General features: G+C 64.4%; 19 protein-coding genes and 1 pseudogene. 9 read left to right on the top strand and 11 right to left on the bottom strand.

Going from position 1 to position 18,782, the window contains the following annotated elements; genetic code table 11:
* Positions 1-39 precede the first annotated feature (39 nt).
* The 3 genes and pseudogenes from IAE40_RS18370 to IAE40_RS26100 all read left to right on the top strand — a co-directional run bounded on the left by IAE40_RS18370 (position 40) and on the right by IAE40_RS26100 (position 3,497).
* Entirely contained in the window at positions 40-1,437 is a 1,398-nt protein-coding gene (locus tag IAE40_RS18370; protein WP_200603655.1) for an aminotransferase-like domain-containing protein, read from the top strand.
* A gap of 116 nt (positions 1,438-1,553) precedes the next feature.
* Positions 1,554-2,633, top strand: a pseudogene (locus IAE40_RS26105) (HAMP domain-containing protein); the annotation flags it as partial.
* Complete coding sequence (locus IAE40_RS26100; RefSeq protein WP_371264443.1) at positions 2,622-3,497, top strand: methyl-accepting chemotaxis protein; 876 nt, start codon at positions 2,622-2,624, stop codon at positions 3,495-3,497. The pseudogene IAE40_RS26105 and the gene IAE40_RS26100, both read left to right, overlap by 12 nt.
* Before the next feature lie 118 nt (positions 3,498-3,615).
* Here IAE40_RS26100 and IAE40_RS18360 read toward each other — a convergent pair whose 3' ends face one another.
* The gene (locus IAE40_RS18360) at positions 3,616-4,806 is read right to left on the bottom strand and encodes a benzoate/H(+) symporter BenE family transporter (protein WP_200603653.1); all 1,191 of its coding nucleotides are present in this window, start codon (positions 4,804-4,806) and stop codon (positions 3,616-3,618) included.
* Positions 4,807-4,948: 142 nt separating this feature from the next.
* Between IAE40_RS18360 and IAE40_RS18355 the strand changes: the two genes are divergently transcribed.
* Entirely contained in the window at positions 4,949-5,551 is a 603-nt protein-coding gene (locus IAE40_RS18355) for a glutathione S-transferase family protein (RefSeq protein WP_054891994.1), read from the top strand.
* Positions 5,552-5,591: 40 nt separating this feature from the next.
* On the opposite strand, the gene IAE40_RS18350 is transcribed toward IAE40_RS18355, so the two are convergent.
* The 5 genes from IAE40_RS18350 to IAE40_RS18330 form a co-directional block, all read right to left on the bottom strand.
* The gene (locus tag IAE40_RS18350; RefSeq protein ID WP_200603652.1) at positions 5,592-5,963 is read right to left on the bottom strand and encodes a glutaredoxin family protein; all 372 of its coding nucleotides are present in this window, start codon (positions 5,961-5,963) and stop codon (positions 5,592-5,594) included.
* A gap of 76 nt (positions 5,964-6,039) precedes the next feature.
* Complete coding sequence (folE, locus tag IAE40_RS18345) at positions 6,040-6,585, bottom strand: GTP cyclohydrolase I FolE (protein ID WP_054891992.1); 546 nt, start codon at positions 6,583-6,585, stop codon at positions 6,040-6,042.
* Positions 6,586-6,654: 69 nt separating this feature from the next.
* Positions 6,655-7,215 (bottom strand): Smr/MutS family protein, encoded by a 561-nt coding sequence (locus IAE40_RS18340; protein WP_054891991.1) that lies wholly within the window; start codon positions 7,213-7,215, stop codon positions 6,655-6,657.
* Positions 7,216-7,285: 70 nt separating this feature from the next.
* Positions 7,286-7,606 (bottom strand): hypothetical protein, encoded by a 321-nt coding sequence (locus IAE40_RS18335; protein WP_054891990.1) that lies wholly within the window; start codon positions 7,604-7,606, stop codon positions 7,286-7,288.
* 80 nt (positions 7,607-7,686) lie between these two features.
* Positions 7,687-8,277 carry a cysteine hydrolase family protein gene (locus IAE40_RS18330; protein ID WP_153774635.1) on the bottom strand — a complete coding sequence of 197 codons (591 nt, stop codon included), beginning with the start codon at positions 8,275-8,277 and terminating at the stop codon, positions 7,687-7,689.
* A 176-nt stretch (positions 8,278-8,453) separates the two neighbouring features.
* Here IAE40_RS18330 and prmB point away from each other — a divergent pair, with 176 nt between their 5' ends.
* On the top strand, positions 8,454-9,362 hold the full coding sequence (prmB, locus tag IAE40_RS18325) for a 50S ribosomal protein L3 N(5)-glutamine methyltransferase (RefSeq protein WP_054891988.1): 909 nt from the start codon (positions 8,454-8,456) through the stop codon (positions 9,360-9,362).
* A 39-nt stretch (positions 9,363-9,401) separates the two neighbouring features.
* Here the strand turns inward: prmB and IAE40_RS18320 are convergent, their stop codons facing one another.
* Together IAE40_RS18320 and IAE40_RS18315 are read right to left on the bottom strand one after the other, a co-directional pair.
* On the bottom strand, positions 9,402-10,184 hold the full coding sequence (locus tag IAE40_RS18320; protein ID WP_054891987.1) for a hypothetical protein: 783 nt from the start codon (positions 10,182-10,184) through the stop codon (positions 9,402-9,404).
* A gap of 140 nt (positions 10,185-10,324) precedes the next feature.
* The gene (locus IAE40_RS18315; RefSeq protein ID WP_232233641.1) at positions 10,325-11,296 is read right to left on the bottom strand and encodes an alpha/beta hydrolase; all 972 of its coding nucleotides are present in this window, start codon (positions 11,294-11,296) and stop codon (positions 10,325-10,327) included.
* A 122-nt stretch (positions 11,297-11,418) separates the two neighbouring features.
* Here IAE40_RS18315 and aroC point away from each other — a divergent pair, with 122 nt between their 5' ends.
* The gene (gene aroC, locus IAE40_RS18310; protein WP_063545745.1) at positions 11,419-12,510 is read left to right on the top strand and encodes a chorismate synthase; all 1,092 of its coding nucleotides are present in this window, start codon (positions 11,419-11,421) and stop codon (positions 12,508-12,510) included.
* Between the two features lie 82 nt (positions 12,511-12,592).
* Here the strand turns inward: aroC and gatB are convergent, their stop codons facing one another.
* From gatB to gatC, 3 genes are read right to left on the bottom strand one after another with little or no spacing between them, the layout of a single operon-like run.
* Positions 12,593-14,038, bottom strand: coding sequence for an Asp-tRNA(Asn)/Glu-tRNA(Gln) amidotransferase subunit GatB (gatB, locus tag IAE40_RS18305; protein WP_054894400.1), 1,446 nt, complete (start codon positions 14,036-14,038; stop codon positions 12,593-12,595).
* Positions 14,039-14,049: 11 nt separating this feature from the next.
* Positions 14,050-15,501, bottom strand: coding sequence for an Asp-tRNA(Asn)/Glu-tRNA(Gln) amidotransferase subunit GatA (gatA, locus tag IAE40_RS18300; protein ID WP_197892148.1), 1,452 nt, complete (start codon positions 15,499-15,501; stop codon positions 14,050-14,052).
* Between the two features lie 15 nt (positions 15,502-15,516).
* Positions 15,517-15,804 carry an Asp-tRNA(Asn)/Glu-tRNA(Gln) amidotransferase subunit GatC gene (gene gatC, locus IAE40_RS18295; RefSeq protein ID WP_054894398.1) on the bottom strand — a complete coding sequence of 96 codons (288 nt, stop codon included), beginning with the start codon at positions 15,802-15,804 and terminating at the stop codon, positions 15,517-15,519.
* A 202-nt stretch (positions 15,805-16,006) separates the two neighbouring features.
* On the opposite strand from gatC, the gene mreB reads away from it, so the two are divergent.
* The 3 genes from mreB to mreD all read left to right on the top strand — a co-directional run bounded on the left by mreB (position 16,007) and on the right by mreD (position 18,754).
* Positions 16,007-17,044 (top strand): rod shape-determining protein MreB, encoded by a 1,038-nt coding sequence (gene mreB / locus IAE40_RS18290; protein ID WP_003255163.1) that lies wholly within the window; start codon positions 16,007-16,009, stop codon positions 17,042-17,044.
* Between the two features lie 175 nt (positions 17,045-17,219).
* On the top strand, positions 17,220-18,266 hold the full coding sequence (mreC, locus tag IAE40_RS18285; protein ID WP_082420955.1) for a rod shape-determining protein MreC: 1,047 nt from the start codon (positions 17,220-17,222) through the stop codon (positions 18,264-18,266).
* The gene (gene mreD, locus IAE40_RS18280) at positions 18,266-18,754 is read left to right on the top strand and encodes a rod shape-determining protein MreD (RefSeq protein WP_054894397.1); all 489 of its coding nucleotides are present in this window, start codon (positions 18,266-18,268) and stop codon (positions 18,752-18,754) included. The genes mreC and mreD overlap by 1 nt, the downstream gene beginning before the upstream one ends.
* Positions 18,755-18,782 lie beyond the last annotated feature (28 nt).

Raw genomic sequence — 18,782 nt, 5'->3', positions numbered from 1 at the left:
GTGATTAACTGTTCCCCAAAAATCAGCAAACACTTTGCCATGCACATTTCCCTGAATCGCCTCAGTCCCGTCCCTCTGGTCCAGCAACTGACAGACCAGTTGCGAGCCTGGATCGAGCAACAGCGTCTGCGACCCGGTGCGCGGCTGCCGTCGATTCGCACCTTGGCCAGCACCCTTGAAGTCAGCCAATCCTGTGTGATCGATGCGTACGACCGTCTGGTGGCCATTGGCTGGCTGGAGGCGCGCCACGGTACCGGCTTCTTCGTCGCCGAGCGCAAGCCCGGGCTGGCCCAGGAGGATGCCATGGCCTGGGGCGATGCCATCGATGGCAGCTGGAGGCAGTTCAGGGATGGTCACGAAACCTTGCTCAAGCTCGGTTGTGGCTGGCTGCCCACCGCCTGGCACGCCCGTGATGCCCTGGCCCAGGCGATACGTCTGGTCAGCCGTGGCGACCCCGAAGACCTGTTCCGCTATTGCTCGCCGCTGGGGTTGGCCAGCCTGCGCCAGCAGTTGCACAAGCGCTTGTCGCAGCTGGATATCCCCACCGCTGCTGAACGCATTCTCACCACCCAAGGCGGCAGCCATGGCCTTGACTTGCTGGTGCGGACCCTGCTCAAGCCCGGCGATACGGTGGTGGTCGAAAGCCCCGGCTACTACAACCTGTTCACCCTGCTGCGCCAGCATCAGGTGCGCATGCTGCCGTTGCCGCGCACCCCTGCGGGCCCTGATGTCCAAGCGCTCGAGCAACTGCTGGTCGAGCACCGCCCGCGTTGCCTGTTCGTCAACAGCCTTTACCAGAACCCGACCGGCACCAGTCTCAGCCCCAAGACCGCCTACCGCTTGCTGGAGCTGGCGCGTGAGCATGATCTGCGGATCATCGAGGATGACATCTACGCAGACTTCCAGGACAGCCCGGCCACGCGACTGGCGACGCTGGACAGCGAACAGCGGGTGATCTACCTGGGCAGCTTTTCCAAGACCCTGAGCAGTGCCCTGCGGGTCGGCTACATCGCCGCCGACGCCGAGCTGATCGGCCAACTGGCGCAGTTGAAGATGGTGACCGGCATCGGCACTTCACGCTTCGTCGAGCAAGTGGTCGGGCAGATGCTCGCCAACGGCAGCTATCGCAAGAGCGTGCAGCGCTTGCGGCTGCGCCTGGCCCAGCACATGGCCAAGTTGCTGGGGCAGTTGGAGGTCTTCGGTTGGGAAGTGTTCTGCGAGCCTTATGGCGGCATGTTCGTCTGGGCGCGGGTGCCGGGCCGGGATTTCGCCTGGCTCGATCGCCTGGCGCTGGAGCATTCGGTGTTGCTTACCCCAGGCAGCGCTTTCGATCACCAGGGAGCCGACAGCGACTGGCTACGCATCAATGTCGCGTATGGGCAGGACATCCGTGCCCAGGCCTTCTTCGCACATGCAGGGCGACCTGCAGATAGCTGAAAACGACAGGGTCATAGCTATTTGACACCATTCTGACGTCAAGCCCTTGTGAGCCGGCCGGCACGGTTGTCACTCTTGGTATTCGGGAACACCTGCATGGGCAAGGGGGAGCGGCGATGGGGGCGACCAAGCGCGGTAGTCTGTCCAATCTGGGCATGGCACGTAAACTCGGCCTGGGTTTCGCCCTGGTGCTGCTGTTGACCCTGGCGGTGGCGGCCATCGGTGTGTACGCCCTGAACAATATCGGCCAGCGCTTCGACGGGCTGCGGCAGATGGGCGAGGTCAATACCGACCTGCTGCGTCTACGCCAGCATGAGCAAGCCTTCGCCCTGCGTTCTGACATCAAGGAGGCCGAGGCCTTGCGCGCGGGCTTGCAGACGCTGGTCGAACGCGTGCGCAGCCTGCCGACGCTGGCGGCGAGCGAGGCAGACCTCAATGCCTATGGCCAGGCCTTCGATGCCTTCGTCGAGGCCGCGCAGGCCAAGGAGCTGGCGCTGGATACGGCTGGCTGGTCGGTGTCCAGCGTCGCCAACAACCTCGATGTGCTGCAGGCCGGGCTGGCGGACGATGGCGCCTACACCCTCAAGCAGTCCCAGGGCCAGCAGGGCAGCGAGTTTCTCGATCAGGCCGCGCAGGTGGCCCAGGTCTCGCGCCTGATGCTGCAGGCGATGGACGAGGCGCGGGTACGTCTGGAGCAGGGGCGCAAGGGCGAAGAGGTGGTGTCCGCCGGGCGCATCGCGCAGACGGTCGATGCGGCGAATCTGGTCGATCAGCTCAAGACCGCCGTCACCGATTCCGGTTACCAGAGCGTATTGGGCGAGGTGGCCGGGCATATCGCCACCTTCTCCGACAAACTCAACGAATACACTGATGAACTGGCCAAGGAGCAGGGTACCAAGACCCAGTTGCAGGCCAGCGCCGAACAGGTCACCAGCCGGGTTGACCAGGCCTATGCGGAGCAGCAGGAAGCCATGCGCCAGGAGCTGCTGCACAACGCGCTGGCCATCGCCATCGCCACGGCTCTGGCGTTGCTGGTGGGCATCGTCGCCGCCTGGCTGATCACGCGCGCCGTGGTCGGGCCGCTCAAACGGGTGATCGACAGCGCCCAGCGCATTGCGGCTGGCGATCTGGTGGTCGAGGCGCAAGTGGCGGGTCGCGATGAGGTAGGGCAACTCACCCTGGCCATGCAGCAGATGGCTGCGGGGCTGTCAGGTATCGTCAGCGGATTGCAGCAGGGCATCGAACAACTGGCCGGCAATGCCCAGGCGCTGTCGGCGGTGACCGAGCAGACCAACCGTGAGGTCGGCAGCCAGAAGGAGGAGACCGAACAGGTCGCCACCGCGATGCAGCAGATGACCGCGACCGTGCACGATGTGGCGCGCAACGCCGAGGAGGCAGCGCAAGCGGCGCAGGATGCCGACGACAAGGTCGAGTCCGGCCAACAGGTGGTGCGCCAGAGCATGCAGCGCATCGAACAGTTGGCTGAAGCTGCGGAAACTGCCAGTGCCGGTATCGACAGCCTGAGTGCCGAGATCCACACCATCGGTGATGTACTGGAAGTGATCAAGAGCGTCGCCGAGCAGACCAACCTGCTGGCGCTCAATGCGGCGATCGAGGCCGCGCGCGCCGGTGAGCAGGGCCGTGGTTTTGCCGTGGTGGCTGACGAAGTCCGGGCCTTGGCGCGGCGTACCCGGCAGTCGACCGAGGAGATCGAGCGCCTGGTAGCCAGCCTGCGCGGCAACGCCCAGCAATCGGTGGCGCAGATTCGTGGCAGTACCGAGCTGGTGCGCATGGCCGTGGCTGATGCGCTGCACACCGAAAGCGCCCTGGGTAGCATCGCCTCGGCCGTGTCGCTGATCCAGCAGATGAACCAGCAGATCGCTGCCGCAGCGGAGCAGCAAAGCTCGGTGGCCGAGGAGATCAGCCGCAGCGTCACGCAGATTCGCGGTAGTGCGGATCAGGCGGCGCTGGCGATGCAGGACAATGCGCGGTCGAGTGTGGAGCTGGCGCAGTTGGGGGATGAGTTGAAGGGGATGGTGGGGCATTTCCGCTTGGGATGAGGCTGGCCTCTTCGCGGGCAAGCCCGCTCCCACAGGTACGGCGCAGCCTTCAATACTGCTGGACCTCTGTGGGAGCGGGCTTGCCCGCGAAGAGGTCGGTACAGGCAACCAATAACCTTTACCCCTTGCGCGGACTCAGGATCAGCAAGGTAATCACCCCCGCCACGATTCCCCAGAACGCCGAACCGATCGAAAACAGCGTCAGCCCCGAGGCCGTCACCATGAAGGTGATCAGCGCCGCCTCACGCTCCCGCGCTTCGCTCATCGCCACGGTCAACCCGTTCATGATCGAGCCGAACAGCGCCAGCGCCGCAATCGACAGCACCAGCTCCTTCGGTAGCGCCGCGAACAGCGCCGCCAAGGTCGCGCCGAACACCCCGGCGATACCATAGAAGATTCCGCACCAGACTGCCGCGGTATAGCGCTTGGCCGGGTCTTCATGGGCGTGCGGGCCGGTGCAGATCGCCGCGCTGATGGCCGCCAGGTTGACCCCGTGCGAACCGAAGGGGGCCAGCAGCAGCGAGGCGAAGCCGGTCGCAGAGATCAGCGGTGAGGCCGGCACCTGGTAGCCGTCGGCGCGCAGCACGGCAACTCCGGGCATGTTCTGCGAAGTCATCGCCACCACGAACAGCGGGATGCCGATGCTGATGGTCGCTGCCAACGAGAAGCTCGGCGTGGTCCAGACCGGTTTTGCCACCTCCAGGTTGAAGTGGCTGAAGTCCAGCAGCCCCAGGATGCCGGACAGCGTCGTGCCGACCACCAGCGCGGCCAGTACGCAATAGCGCGGTGACAGGCGCTTGACCAGCAGGTAGCTGAAGAACATGCCCAGTACCAGCAGGGTGCGATGCTGGGCGGCGACGAAGATTTCACTGCCGATCTTGAACAGGATCCCTGCCAGCAAGGCCGACGCCAGCGACGCCGGAATACGCCGCACCAGGCGCTCGAAACTGCCGGTCAAGCCGCAGACCAGCACCAGCACGGCGCAGGTAATGTACGCGCCGATGGCTTCGCCATAGCTGACACCGCCAAGGCTGGTGATCAGCAACGCTGCGCCCGGCGTCGACCAGGCCACGGTGATTGGGGTGCGATAGCGCAGCGACAGGCCGATGCTGCACACCGCCATGCCGATCGACAGCGCCCATATCCACGAGGAAATCTGCGCGGTGGTCAACCCAGCGGCCTGGCCAGCCTGGAACATCAGCACCAGGGAACTGGTATAGCCGGTCAGCATGGCGATGAAACCGGCGACCACCGCCGATGGGGCGCTGTCCGCCAGTGGGCGCAGACGCGTGGTAGTGGCGTCGGTCATGGGGCATTCCTTGTTCATGTAAGCAGTTTTTTCAGACTAACGCGGGCGAATCGGAAGCTTGCCATACAGCAGTCATTGCATTTAGCCGTACAGTCCCCAACTATTGGGCGCTGACCTGCAACTGCACAGGAGGGGAGGGGCGATGTACAAGGTTTATGGGGATTACCAGTCGGGCAACTGCTACAAGATCAAGTTGATGCTGAATCTTCTGGGGCGCCCCTATGAGTGGCACTCGGTCGACATTCTCAAAGGCGAGACCGAGACCCCCGAGTTCCTGGCCAGAAACCCCAATGGCAAGGTGCCGGTGCTGGAGCTCGAAGACGGTACCTGCCTGTGGGAGTCCAACGCGATCCTCAACTTCCTCGCCGACGGCAGCGAGTTCCTGCCGACCGAGCCGCGCTTGCGCACCCAGGTGCTGCAATGGCAGTTCTTCGAGCAGTACAGCCACGAGCCTTACATTGCCGTGGCGCGTTTCATCCAGTTCTACCTGGGATTGCCGGATGAGCGCCTCGAGGAGTACCGCAAGTTGCACAAGGGCGGCTACAAGGCGCTCAAGGTGATGGAGCGCCAGTTGCAGATGACGCCGTACCTGGTGGGCGAGCAGTACTCGATCGCCGATGTCGCGTTGTATGCCTACACCCACGTGGCGCAGCAGGGTGGCTTCGACCTGGCCGAGTATCCCGCGGTGAGGGCGTGGCTTGAGCGGGTTGCCAGCCATCCGCGGCATGTGCCGATGGTGGATTGATCGGCTTGGCAGCGGCGCAGTCCTTGTGACTGCGCCAGGCTCAGACCGACCCGAAGCGCTTTTCCAGATAGCCAATGATGTCCCTGGACTCATACATCCAGGTCACCTTGCCATCCTCTTCGATACGCAGGCACGGCACCTTTACCCGGCCGCCGCCTTCCTGCAGTGCCTGGCGGTGTTGCGGGTCGTTCTTCGCATCGCGCAGTGCCACCGGCACGTTGAGGCGGTGGAGGGCGCGGCGGGTCTTGACGCAGAAAGGGCAGGCGTGGAACTGGTACAGTGCCAGCCCCTTGGCCTGCTGCTCGACCTTGGCCTGGGCGGCGGCGTCGCGCTTGCGCTTGGCCGGGCGGCTGATCCAGTCGCCGAACACGATGAGCTGGCCGAGGCCGACTCGCAGGGCTTTGACGATCATGGGCAACTCCTGATCTGTGGTGCACAACGGAAAATAAAAAGCCGACCCCGAGGGGTCGGCTTCGCGCAGAGTCCGATCACTTGATCAGACTGAGGAATTCACTGCGGGTGGCGGCGTTCTCGCGGAACTCGCCAAGCATCACCGAAGTGATCATGCTCGAATTCTGTTTCTCGACACCGCGCATCATCATGCACATGTGCTTGGCCTCGATGACCACCGCAACGCCTGCGGCGCCGGTAACCTTCTCCACGGCCTCGGCGATCTGGCGGCTGAGGTTTTCCTGGATCTGCAGGCGACGTGCGTACATGTCGACGATCCGTGCCACCTTGGACAACCCCAGCACCTTGCCCTTGGGCAGGTAGGCCACATGGGCCTTGCCGATGAACGGCAGCATGTGGTGTTCGCACATCGAATAGAGCTCGATGTCCCGGACCAGCACCATCTCGCTGTTGTCCGAAGTGAACAGCGCACCGTTGGTGACTTCTTCCAGGGTTTGTTCATAACCGCGGCAAAGGTACTTCATGGCCTTTGCGGCCCGCTTGGGCGTGTCGAGCAGGCCCTCACGGGAGACGTCCTCGCCGATCTGGCTGAGGATCTCGGTGTAGTTCTGTTCCAGGGACATGGATCTACCTGTGGGAAAAAACGCAAAAACGAAGGTTACGGCGGCAAACGCGGCGCTGCAAGCGTGATGTCATTCGTCGCGACCGTCGAGCATGGTCCGCTTGAGCATCACGTACAAGGCGCCGGTGCCGCCATGACGGGCCTGGCAAGAGACGAAACCGAGCACTTGCGGGTGCTGGCGCAGCCAGGTGTTGACGTGGCTCTTGATCATAGGGCGCTTGCCGTCGATGCGCGCAGCCTTGCCATGGGTGACCCGCACGCAGCGCACTTCCAGCTTGGTGGCTTCGGCGATGAAGTCCCAGAGCGTTTCGCGCGCGCGTTCAACGGTCATGCCGTGCAGGTCGAGGCTGCCCTCGAAGGCGATCTGGCCGAGCTTGAGCTTGCGAATCTGGCTTTCCTGCACGCCGTCGCGGCGCCACATCAGTTCGTCTTCAGCGCCAACGTCGATGACGAACTGGTCCGACATGCCATCGACCACCAGCGGCTGGTCGCTGCGCACGGTAGCGGCCTGGCGCAGGCCGGCCAGCTGCTTGCGGTCGGCCTTGGGCTTGCCGACTTCGGCGCGGTCGTGTGCGATGGGCTTGACGCCACGCACCTCGCTGCGGAAGAGGGAAAAGTCGTCGTCTTGCATGTGTGCCTCCACGTGGGCGGCGTATTCTACGCGAACGGCCCTGCGTCGTCAGCAGCGCGCTGGTCAACGCTCAATCATGCTTTTTCATCAAGTGCGGCGACAGGTTCAGCTCCCGCCCTCGGCGCAGGCGAATGCGGCTGCGCCGCCAGAAGCGCACCCCCAGGTACAGCATCAGCAACCCGATCACCGTGAGAATGGCCGACAAGGGGCGGTTGGCATTGAGTTCGGCCAGGGCCTGGTAGTTGCCCAGCAGTCCGGCGAAACCGGCCATGGCCAGGAGGATGCCCAGGGTGGCGAGCAGGGCGGACAGGCCGGCAGCCAGGCGCGCGCCCCAGTTGCCCGGCTCGCGCGGGCGCAGGCGCTTGGCATCGAAACTGCCTTTGAGCTTCATTCCGTGTTCCTCTGTAGGTATCCGGAATCAGACCTGTGCTCGCCCGTCGGGTTCCGCCCGGCTGCCGGGCGGTTGCGCGGTCAGATCAGGCTGGCGGTCGGGGCGACACAGGCAAAGTTGTCGGCCATCACGGCCATCTCGCACTGGTGGATCTGCGCGGCCGGAATGACCGTATCCTTGAGCGCCAGGTCACGGGTGGCCGAGGCGTCTTCCACCAGGGTGCAGCGATAACCATAGTCCTTGGCACGGCGCACCGTGGTGCTGACGCTGGAGTGGCTCATGAAACCGCAGACGATCAGGTCCAGGTGGCCAAGCTGCTGCAGCGTCTCGTGCAGCTTGGTGTTCTTGAACGCGTTGGGCATGCGCTTTTCGATGACGATTTCGTCGCCTTGCGGCTCGAGGCCCGGAATGAATTCGCCGGCCACACCCTGCGGGTCGAAGCGGCCACCGACGGTGCCGAGGTGGCGGACATGGATAATCGGGCGTCCGGCCTTGCGGGCAGCCTCGAGCAACTTGGCAATGTTCGCCACGGCCTCGTCCATGCCCGACAGCGCCAGTGGACCGCTCAGGTACTCCTTTTGCGCGTCGATGACGATCAGGCTGGCTTGGCTCAGCCTGGCCGGCGGGTAATCGCGGCCGGTGAGGCGGAACATCGTGGTTGGAACGGACATCAAGGGCTCCTTGGAAGGGCTTTTATCCCTCTATTCTCCCTTGCCTCGGCGCCAATGTGAATGGTTGACAACGCAGACGGCATGGTTACTGGCCTGTGGCTATCCGAACGGGAACCGGTGGAACATTTCAGCCGGGGGGCTGTTAGACTTTCGCACAGTCTGAAAAGGAGTACTCCGTGATCACATCCCGCCTGCGCACCCTGCGCGACCACATCCGCTGGGCGGTCAGCCGCTTCCATGAGCACGAGCTGTTCTTCGGTCATGGCGCCGACAACGCCTGGGACGAGGCCCGCCTCTTGGTGCTCGGTGCCGTGCATTTGCCCTGGGAGGTGGCCGACAGCTACCTGGACTGCCAGTTGGAGGATGACGAACGGGTGCGTCTGCAGCACTTGCTCAAGCGACGTATCGAGGAGCGGGTACCGACCGCCTACCTGCTGGGCGAGGCGTGGTTCTGCGGCATGTCGTTCATCGTCGACGAGCGGGTACTGATACCACGTTCCCCGATCGGCGAACTGATCGAGAAGCGCTTCGAGCCGTGGCTGGCCAGCGAGCCGGCGCGGATCCTCGACCTGTGCACCGGCTCCGGCTGCATCGGAATCGTTGCCGCCGATGTGTTCCAGGAGGCCGAAGTGGTACTGGCCGACCTGTCCTTCGACGCGCTCGAAGTGGCCAATCAGAATATCGAGCGCCACGGCCTCGACCAGCGTGTATTCACCGTGCAGGGCGATGGTTTTGCCGGGCTCCCGGGCCAGCGTTTCGACCTGATCCTGTCCAATCCGCCCTATGTCGACGCCGAGGATTTCGCCGACATGCCCACCGAGTACCACCACGAGCCCGAGCTTGGCCTGGCCTGCGGCAACGACGGTCTGGACCTGGTGCGACGCATGCTTGCCGAGGCCGCTGATCACCTGACCGAGAAGGGCTTGTTGATTGTCGAGGTGGGCAACAGCCAGGTCCATGTCGAAGCCCTCTACCCGGAGGTGGACTTCGCCTGGCTGGACTTCGAGCGCGGTGGCCACGGCGTGTTCATGCTGACGGCGCAGCAATGCCGGGACCACCAGGAGTTGTTTGCTTCGCGGGTATGAGGCTTCGGTCGCGGGGGGCATGCCCCCCGCGATCGGGCGTCAGCGAGTGGCAATCCAGATCAGCAGGCCGGCCTGGAACACCGCAAAGGCGACCAGGCAGGTGATGGTGAAGCGCAGGCCGCTGTCCTCGCGGCGGTACTTGGCCACACGCTCGTCGCGCTCGCGCAGTTGCGCTTCCTTCTCCTGCAGTTTCTGCTCTGCCTGTTGCAGCATGGTCGCCGCTTCGAGCATGTCGACGCGCTGCACCTTCTCGTTGCTCCAGGCGCTCTTGAGCTGGCCGACCGCCGTTTCGACGGTTCGAGCCTTGAGCATCTGGCCGTCGGCATACTCCACCTCCAGCCCTACGCTGCGCAGCACGTGGTCGCGACGCAGGCGCGAGTCTTCGTTGAGGGCATCCTTGCTGGGCAGGGCCATGCCCTCGACCTGGTAGTGCGACCATTTGCGCTGCAGCCATTGCACGGCCTGGGCCAGCACGTAGCGGCCAAGGCCGCGGTTGAGTGGCTCCAGTTGCAGGCCGGCGTCGTCGCCGATGCGCACGACACGCTGTTCATGGTCGACCCGCACGTCAAGGCGGTTCTGCTCCTTGCGTACCTTCTGGCCTGGCAGCAGGATTTCCATGCGCAGCAGGCTGTTGGCCTTGTCGTGGCGCTCGGCGTAGCCGAACTGCACGAAACGCAGCGGTCGCGCGCCGCTGTTGCGGTCGGTGGGCAGCGGCGCCAGGCGCAGCAGCTGAAAGTGCTCGGCGGCCAGGTCCGCCCAGGGCAGCGGCGCGCTTTCCGGTGGTTGTTCTTCGATCGCCTCGGCGGCGGGTGCATCGGTCATCAGGGCAATCCTCAAGTGCACGGGCCGGGTGATGCCATGCCTGTGCGCGCAACGCTTGCTGCACGATAAGGCTCTTTGGCATCACCGCCTCTTGCCATGCATTATCGGCAGCACCGGGCAAGACCTGAGGGGTAAAAGTGTCAGGCGGACTGCAAGCGGTGGATGAAGGCGACGATCCGCTCGCCCAGCTCGTGGGCCAGGGGCAGGTCAGGATTGCTGTAACTGTCGCGCTGCTCGCTCATCGCTCGCGGGCTGATGCGCAGCATATGGTTCATGCCATCGATCAGCACCAGCTCGGCGTCCGGTTTGGCGGCTTTCAGGCGCTCGGCGTCGTCGACCTCGACCTGCACGTCGTTGCGGCCCTGGACGATCAGTGCCGGTACCTGCAAACGCGAGAAGGCCCTGGCCGGGTCCTGGCGGAACAGTGAGATCAGGTAGGGCTGCACCGTCGGTCGAAACACCTCGCGCAACGGCGTGGGCACATCCAGGCTGGTCTGGCCGGCCTGCAGGCGGTCTAACAGGCTGTTGCCGCGGGCAAGTTGCGCCGGCGACAGGCGCTGGGCCAGTTGTTCACGCAGCACATCGGCAATGGGGCGGCCGCTGCCGGCCAGCGTGATCACCGCGCTGGCACCGGCTTGATTGGCGGCGAGGCTGGCGATCAGCGCGCCTTCGCTGTGGCCGATCAGGATCACCGGGCCGAAGCGTGGGTCGGCTTGCAGCTTGTGCGCCCAGGCCACGACATCGGCGACATAACCTTCGACGCTCAGGTCGCGTTCGTCGGGCGCCGCCGGCTGGCTGGCGGCGACCCCGCGCTTGTCGTAGCGCACGCTGGCGATGTGCTCGTTGGCGAGCAGTTGGGCCAGGCGTTTTAGGTTGTCGATGCGCCCGGATGCCGGGTTGTTGCCGTCGCGGTCGGTGGGCCCGGAGCCGGCGATGATCAGCGCCACCGGCGGCGGTGTGTCCTGCAGCGGCAAGAGCAGGCTGCCGTGCAGCACGCCATGGCCGGTGTCGAGGTCGATGGGATGCTTGAGCACGGTAGGGGCGGCGGCCTGGGCCAGGCTTGTGAACAACAGCAGGAGCAGGGCGACGATGCGCATCTTCGGATACTGCATGGGGAGATGTTCGATTTGACCTGGGGTGCGAACGAAGGTTCTCGCGATTTTTTTCGCAAAGCTGCGGCTTTCCGTATACTGGCGGCCTCTTTCAAGTTCAGGCTGATTTTCGCGGAGCGTCCATGTCCGGCAATACCTACGGCAAGCTGTTCACCGTCACCACCGCAGGCGAAAGCCATGGCCCCGCGCTGGTCGCCATCGTCGACGGCTGCCCGCCGGGCCTGGAAATCTCGCTGGCCGACCTGCAGCACGACCTGGATCGTCGCAAGCCCGGTACCAGTCGGCACACCACCCAGCGTCAGGAAGCCGACGAAGTCGAAATCCTCTCCGGGGTGTTCGAAGGTCGTACCACCGGTTGCTCGATTGGCCTGCTGATCCGCAACACCGACCAGAAGTCCAAGGACTACTCGGCCATCAAGGACCTGTTCCGCCCGGCCCACGCCGACTACACCTACCACCACAAGTACGGCATCCGTGATTACCGCGGCGGTGGCCGCAGCTCGGCCCGTGAAACCGCCATGCGCGTGGCGGCTGGTGCCATCGCCAAGAAGTTCCTGGCCACCCAAGGCATTCGCGTGCGCGGCTACATGAGCCAGTTGGGCCCGATCGAAATCCCCTTCAAGACCTGGGACAGCGTCGAGCAGAATGCCTTCTTCAGCCCCGACCCGGACAAAGTCCCTGAGCTTGAGGCCTACATGGATCAACTGCGCCGTGACCAGGATTCGGTCGGCGCGAAGATCACCGTGGTCGCCGAGGGCGTGATGCCGGGCCTGGGCGAGCCGATCTTCGACCGCCTCGACGCCGAACTGGCCCACGCGCTGATGAGCATCAACGCGGTCAAGGGCGTGGAGATCGGTGCCGGGTTCGCCAGCATCGCCCAGCGCGGCAGCGAGCACCGCGACGAGCTCACGCCAGAAGGCTTCCTCAGCAATAACGCCGGCGGCATTCTCGGGGGTATTTCGTCAGGTCAGCCGATCGTTGCCCACCTGGCACTCAAGCCAACCTCGAGCATCACCGTGCCGGGCCGCTCGATCGACGTCAATGGGGACCCGGTTGACGTCATCACCAAGGGGCGCCATGACCCGTGCGTGGGCATTCGTGCCACACCGATTGCCGAGGCGATGATGGCCATCGTGCTGATGGACCACCTGCTGCGCCACCGTGCGCAGAATGCCGAGGTGAAGGTCAACACCCCGGTGCTGGGCCAGCTCTGATCTAGCCAGGCACGGCCTCTTCGCGGGCAAGTCGGAGCGCCGAACCGCCGCTCCGACTTGCCCGCGAACGAGGGCGTTCAGGTCACCCTTCGAGCTTGGCCTTGAGCAATTGGTTCACCTGCCCCGGGTTGGCCTTGCCTTTGGAAGCCTTCATCGCCTGGCCGACAAAGAAACCGAACATCTTGCCGCGCTTGGCTTCATCGGCGGCGCGGTACTGTTCGACCTGCTCGGCGTTGGCGGCCAGCACTTCATCGAGCATCTTGTCGATCGCGCCGGTGTCGGTCACCTGCTTGAGGCCCTTGCTCTCGATGATGCTGTCGGCATCGCCTTCACCGGCAGCCATGGCCTCGAACACGGTCTTGGCAATCTTGCCGCTGATGGTGTTGTCGCGAATACGCTGCAGCATGCCGCCGAGCAGCTCGGCACTGACCGGCGACTGGTCGATTTCGACACCCAGCTTGTTCAGCAGGCTGCCCAGCTCGACCATGACCCAGTTGGCCGCCAGCTTGGCGTCGCCGCCGATGCTGGCCACCTGCTCGAAGTAGTCGGCCTGTTCGCGGCTGCTGGCCAGCACGTTGGCGTCGTAGGCCGACAGGCCGTACTGGCTCTGGAAGCGCTCGACCTTCTGCGTTGGCAGCTCGGGCAGCGAGGCGCGGACGGTCTCGAGGAAGCTTGGCTCGATGACCACCGGCAGCAGGTCCGGATCGGGGAAGTAGCGGTAGTCGTTGGCTTCCTCCTTGCTGCGCATGGAACGGGTCTCGTCCTTGTTCGGGTCGTACAGGCGGGTTTCCTGGACCACCTTGCCGCCGTCCTCGATCAGGTCGATCTGGCGCTGGATCTCGCTGTTGATCGCCCGTTCGATGAAGCGGAACGAGTTGACGTTCTTGATCTCGCAGCGGGTACCGAACTCGACCTGGCCTTTCGGGCGAACCGAGACGTTGCAGTCGCAACGCAGCGAGCCTTCGGCCATGTTGCCGTCGCAGATGCCCAGGTAGCGCACCAGGGCGTGGATGGCCTTGACGTAGGCCACGGCCTCTTTTGCGCTGCGCATGTCCGGCTCGGAAACGATTTCCAGCAGCGGTGTGCCAGCGCGGTTCAGGTCGATCCCGGTGGCGCCGTTGAAATCTTCGTGCAGGCTCTTGCCGGCATCTTCCTCAAGGTGTGCGCGGGTGACGCCGATGCGCTTGAGGGTGCCGTCTTCCAGGGCGATGTCCAGGTGGCCCTTGCCAACGATCGGCAGGTCCATCTGGCTGATCTGATAGCCCTTGGGCAGGTCGGGGTAGAAGTAGTTCTTGCGCGCGAACACGTTGCGCGGCCCGATCTCGGCATCGATGGCCAGGCCGAACATGCAGGCCATGCGTACGGCCTCCTGGTTCAGCACCGGCAGTACGCCGGGCATGCCCAGGTCGACCAGGCTGGCCTGGGTGTTCGGCTCGGAGCCGAAGGTGGTGGCGCTGCCGGAGAAGATCTTCGACTGGGTGGCGAGCTGGGTATGAATCTCCAGCCCGATCACAACTTCCCATTGCATGTGTGAATTCCTCAGAAGCCGTTGGGGGCGCGGGTGTGCCAGTCGGTGACTTGCTGGTAGCGGTGCGCGACGTTGAGCAGGCGGCCTTCCTGGAAGTACGGGGCCAGCAGTTGCACGCCCACCGGCAGGCCATCGACGAAGCCGGCCGGCATCGACAGGCCGGGCAGGCCCGCGAGGTTGGCGGTGATGGTGTAGACGTCCTCGAGGTAGGCGGCGACCGGGTCGGCGTTCTTCGAGCCGAGTTTCCAGGCCGGGTTCGGCGTGGTCGGGCCGAGGATGACGTCGACCTGTTCGAAGGCTGCCATGAAGTCGTTCTTGATCAGGCGACGGATCTGCTGAGCCTTGACGTAGTAGGCGTCGTAGTAGCCGGCCGACAGGGCGTAGGTGCCGACCATGATCCGGCGCTGTACTTCAACGCCGAAGCCTTCGCCACGCGAGCGCTTGTACAGGTCGGTGAGGTCTTTCGGGTCTTCGCAGCGGTAGCCGAAGCGCACGCCGTCGAAGCGCGAGAGGTTGGAGGAGGCTTCGGCCGGGGCGATCACATAGTACGCCGGGATGGCGTGCTGCATGTTCGGCAGGCTGATTTCCTTGACCACCGCGCCGAGCTTCTCCAGTTCCTTGACGCTGGCCTGGACCAGTTCGGCGATGCGCGGATCGAGGCCGGCGCCGAAGTACTCCTTCGGCAGGCCGATGCGCAGGCCCTGCAGCGAGGCGTTGAGGTTGGCGCTGTAGTCGGGTACCGATTCGTCGACGCTGGTCGAGTCCTTGGGGTCGAAACCGGCCATGCCTTGCAGCAGCAGGGCGCAGTCTTCGGCAGTGCGGGCCATCGGGCCGCCCTGGTCGAGGCTCGAGGCGTAGGCGATCATGCCCCAGCGCGAGACGCGGCCGTAGGTGGGCTTGAGGCCGGTGAGGTTGGTCAGTGCGGCTGGCTGGCGGATCGAGCCGCCGGTGTCGGTGCCGGTGGCGACCGGCAGCAGGCGCGCTGCCACGGCTGCGGCGGAGCCACCCGACGAACCGCCTGGCACGTGCTCGAGGTTCCAGGGGTTCTTCACCGCGCCGTAGTGGCTGGATTCGTTGGCCGAACCCATGGCGAATTCGTCCATGTTGGTCTTGCCGAGAGTGACCATGCCGGCTTCGGCGAGCTTGGCGACCACGGTGGCGTCGTAGGGGGCGGTGAAGCTGTCGAGCATCTTCGAGCCGCAGCTGGTGCGTACGCCCTGGGTGCAGAACAGGTCCTTGTGGGCAATCGGTGCGCCCAGCAGTGCGCCGGTTTCGCCATTGGCGCGACGGGCGTCGGCAGCGCGGGCCTGTTCCAGCGCCTGCGCTTCGGTGACGCTGATGAAGCTGTTGATCTGTGGGTCGAGCTGCTTGATGCGCGACAGCAACGCGCCGGTCAGCTCTTCGGAGGAAAACGACTTGTCGGCGAGTCCGCGGGCGATCTCGGCCAGAGTGAGTTGATGCATGGCAGGCTCTATCCCTTACTCGATGACTTTCGGAACCAGGTACAGACCGTTCTCGGTCGAGGGTGCCACCGCCTGGTAGCGATCGCGCTGGTTGCTTTCGGTCACCTGGTCGGGACGCAGGCGCTGGGTGGCTTCGAGCGGGTGGGCGAGGGGCTCGATGCCGGTGGTGTCGACGGCTTGCATCTGGTCGACCAGCCCGAGAATACTGTTCAAGGCATCGGTAATGCGTGGCAGTTCGCCTTCATTGAGGCCCAGACGGGCCAGATGGGCGATCTTTTCCACGTCACAGCGTTGAAGCGCCATGGGGATCTCCAGGAAAAACAGAAACAGAATGCTTCCGTAATGAGGAACATGCCGGGATTCTGGCGGTCATACGGCCGCGATCATCGGCTGGCGTGCTCGGAAAAACTGCCAATTTAACATATTGGCTCCTTGCCCAAAATCCCTGCCATTGTTAGAGTTTGCCGCACTTTTTTACCCACGCTTTCCCCAGGGTCACTTTCCCATGTTCAAGAAACTGCGTGGCATGTTTTCCAGCGATCTGTCCATCGACCTGGGTACTGCCAACACCCTTATTTACGTGCGTGAGCGCGGTATCGTCCTGAATGAGCCCTCGGTTGTTGCCATCCGTACCCACGGCAACCAAAAAAGCGTCGTGGCCGTCGGTACCGAAGCCAAGCGCATGCTCGGCCGCACTCCCGGCAACATCGCTGCCATTCGTCCGATGAAGGATGGCGTGATCGCCGACTTCAGCGTTTGCGAGAAGATGCTGCAGTACTTCATCAACAAAGTGCACGAAAACAGCTTCCTGCAGCCCAGCCCACGCGTGCTGATCTGCGTACCGTGCAAGTCGACTCAGGTCGAGCGCCGTGCCATCCGTGAATCGGCGCTGGGCGCCGGTGCCCGTGAAGTGTTCCTGATCGAAGAGCCCATGGCTGCCGCCATCGGTGCCGGCCTGCCGGTCGAGGAAGCCCGCGGTTCGATGGTCGTCGACATCGGTGGCGGTACCACCGAAATCGCCCTCATCTCGCTCAACGGTGTGGTCTACGCCGAATCCGTACGTGTGGGCGGCGACCGTTTCGACGAAGCCATCGTCACCTACGTGCGCCGCAACTACGGCAGCCTGATCGGTGAATCCACCGCCGAGCGCATCAAGCAGGAAATCGGTACCGCCTACCCGGGCGGCGAAGTCCGCGAGGTCGACGTGCGCGGCCGCAACCTGGCCGAGGGCGTACCACGTGCCTTCACCCTGAATTCCAACGAAGTGCTCGAGGCGCTGCAGGAATCGCTGGCGACCATCGTCCAGGCGGTCAAGAGTGCCCTGGAGCAGTCGCCGCCGGAGTTGGCGTCCGACATCGCCGAGCGTGGCCTGGTGCTGACCGGCGGTGGCGCGCTGCTGCGTGACCTCGACAAGCTGCTGGCCCAGGAAACCGGCCTGCCGGTGATCGTTGCCGAAGACCCGCTGACCTGCGTCGCCCGTGGCGGTGGTCGTGCGCTGGAGATGATGGACAAGCACGCCATGGACCTGCTCTCCAGCGAGTGAGTCCTGGCGCTGTCCAGCCGTCGCTGAAGATCGCCTGGTTTACAGGTGGCACGCACAGTGCTACCTGTATGCGCTGTTGACGTCCGTCGGGCGTCGTTTCCGTCAATCCGCAGGCTGGTGGTTGCATTGAACTCGTGCAATGACCGCTTGAATCGTCGTCCACGAGGAACGGCCCATTAAACCGCTTTTCTCCAAGGGCCCTTCGCTGGGCGTTCGTCTGCTCGTGCTGGTGGTGATGTCGGTCGCGCTGATGGTGGTCGACTCGCGCTTTGACGTGCTCAAGCCGGTACGCAGCCAGATGGGGCTGGTGCTGATGGAATCCTATTGGGTCACCGACTTGCCGCAGCGTCTGTGGCAGGGCGTGGCCGGGCAGTTCGGCAGCCGCACCGAGCTGATCGCCGAAAACGAGAAGCTCAAGACCGAAGCCCTGCTGTTGCAGGGGCGTCTGCAGAAGCTGGCCGCGCTCACCGAGCAGAACGTGCGCCTGCGCGAATTGCTCAATTCTTCGGCACTGGTCAACGAAAAGGTCGAAGTCGCCGAGTTGATCGGGGTCGATCCCAATCCCTTCACTCATCGCATCCTGATCAACAAGGGCGAGCGCGACGGTGTGTTCCTCGGCCAGCCGGTGCTCGATGCCCGCGGCCTGATGGGCCAGGTGGTCGAGCTGATGCCCTACACCTCGCGCGTGCTGCTGCTGACCGACACCACCCACAGCATTCCCGTGCAGGTCAACCGCAACGGCCTGCGCGCCATTGCCAGCGGCACCGGCAACCCGGAGCGCCTGGAACTGCGTCACGTGGCCGATACCGCCGACATCAAGGAAGGCGATCTGCTGGTGAGCTCCGGCATGGGGCAGCGTTTCCCGGCCGGTTATCCGGTGGCCACGGTCAACGAGGTAATTCACGACTCCGGTCAGCCGTTCGCCATCGTTCGCGCCATTCCTACCGCCGCCCTCAATCGCAGCCGGTACATGTTGCTGGTGTTCAGCGATCGACGTACGCCTGAGCAGCGTGCCACTGATGCAGCGATCGCCCAGGAAGAGGCCGACCGTCAGGACGGTGCGAGTGCCAAGCCGGCAGCCGTGCCAGCACCGGCAACTGCGCCTGCGAGCGGCGCACCGGCCCATGCGCCAGCACCTGCCGCCACCGCGCCAGCCCACGGCTCTTCCACCTCACACCCACCAGCCGCACCCGCGTCGCCTGCACAGCCCCGGAGAGAATGATGGCCAGTACCCGTAGCAGAAACGGCTGGGCCATCTGGCTGACCTTCGTCATCGGCCTGCTGCTCAGCGTCACGCCGATGCCGCAGTTCATGGAGGTGTTCCGCCCCATGTGGCTGGCCTTGTTGCTGGCGTTCTGGACCCTGGCCGTACCCAGCAAGGTCGGCATGACCACGGCCTTCGTGCTCGGCCTGGCCGAGGACGTGCTCTACGGCACCCTGCTGGGGCAGAACGCGTTGATCCTCACCTTGATCACCTTCCTGGTGCTGTCCCTGCAGCAACGCCTGCGCATGTTCCCCATGTGGCAGCAGAGCCTGGTGATCCTGGTGGTGTTCGGCATCGCCCAGTTGATCCAGCTGTGGCTCAGCGCCCTGACCGGCAATCGCCTGCCGACGCTTGCACTGGTGTGGTCGGCGGTGATCAGCGCCTTGCTCTGGCCCTGGATCAGCTTCGCCCTGCGCGGCATGCGCCGACGCCTGCATATCCACTGACGCGTCGCCACTGACACGGAGATGTCCC

The organism is Pseudomonas sp. S44 (assembly GCF_016624805.1).
In the GTDB taxonomy this organism is placed as follows: Bacteria; Pseudomonadota; Gammaproteobacteria; order Pseudomonadales; family Pseudomonadaceae; genus Aquipseudomonas; species Aquipseudomonas machongensis.
This window is presented reverse-complemented; position numbering and strand designations above follow the sequence as displayed.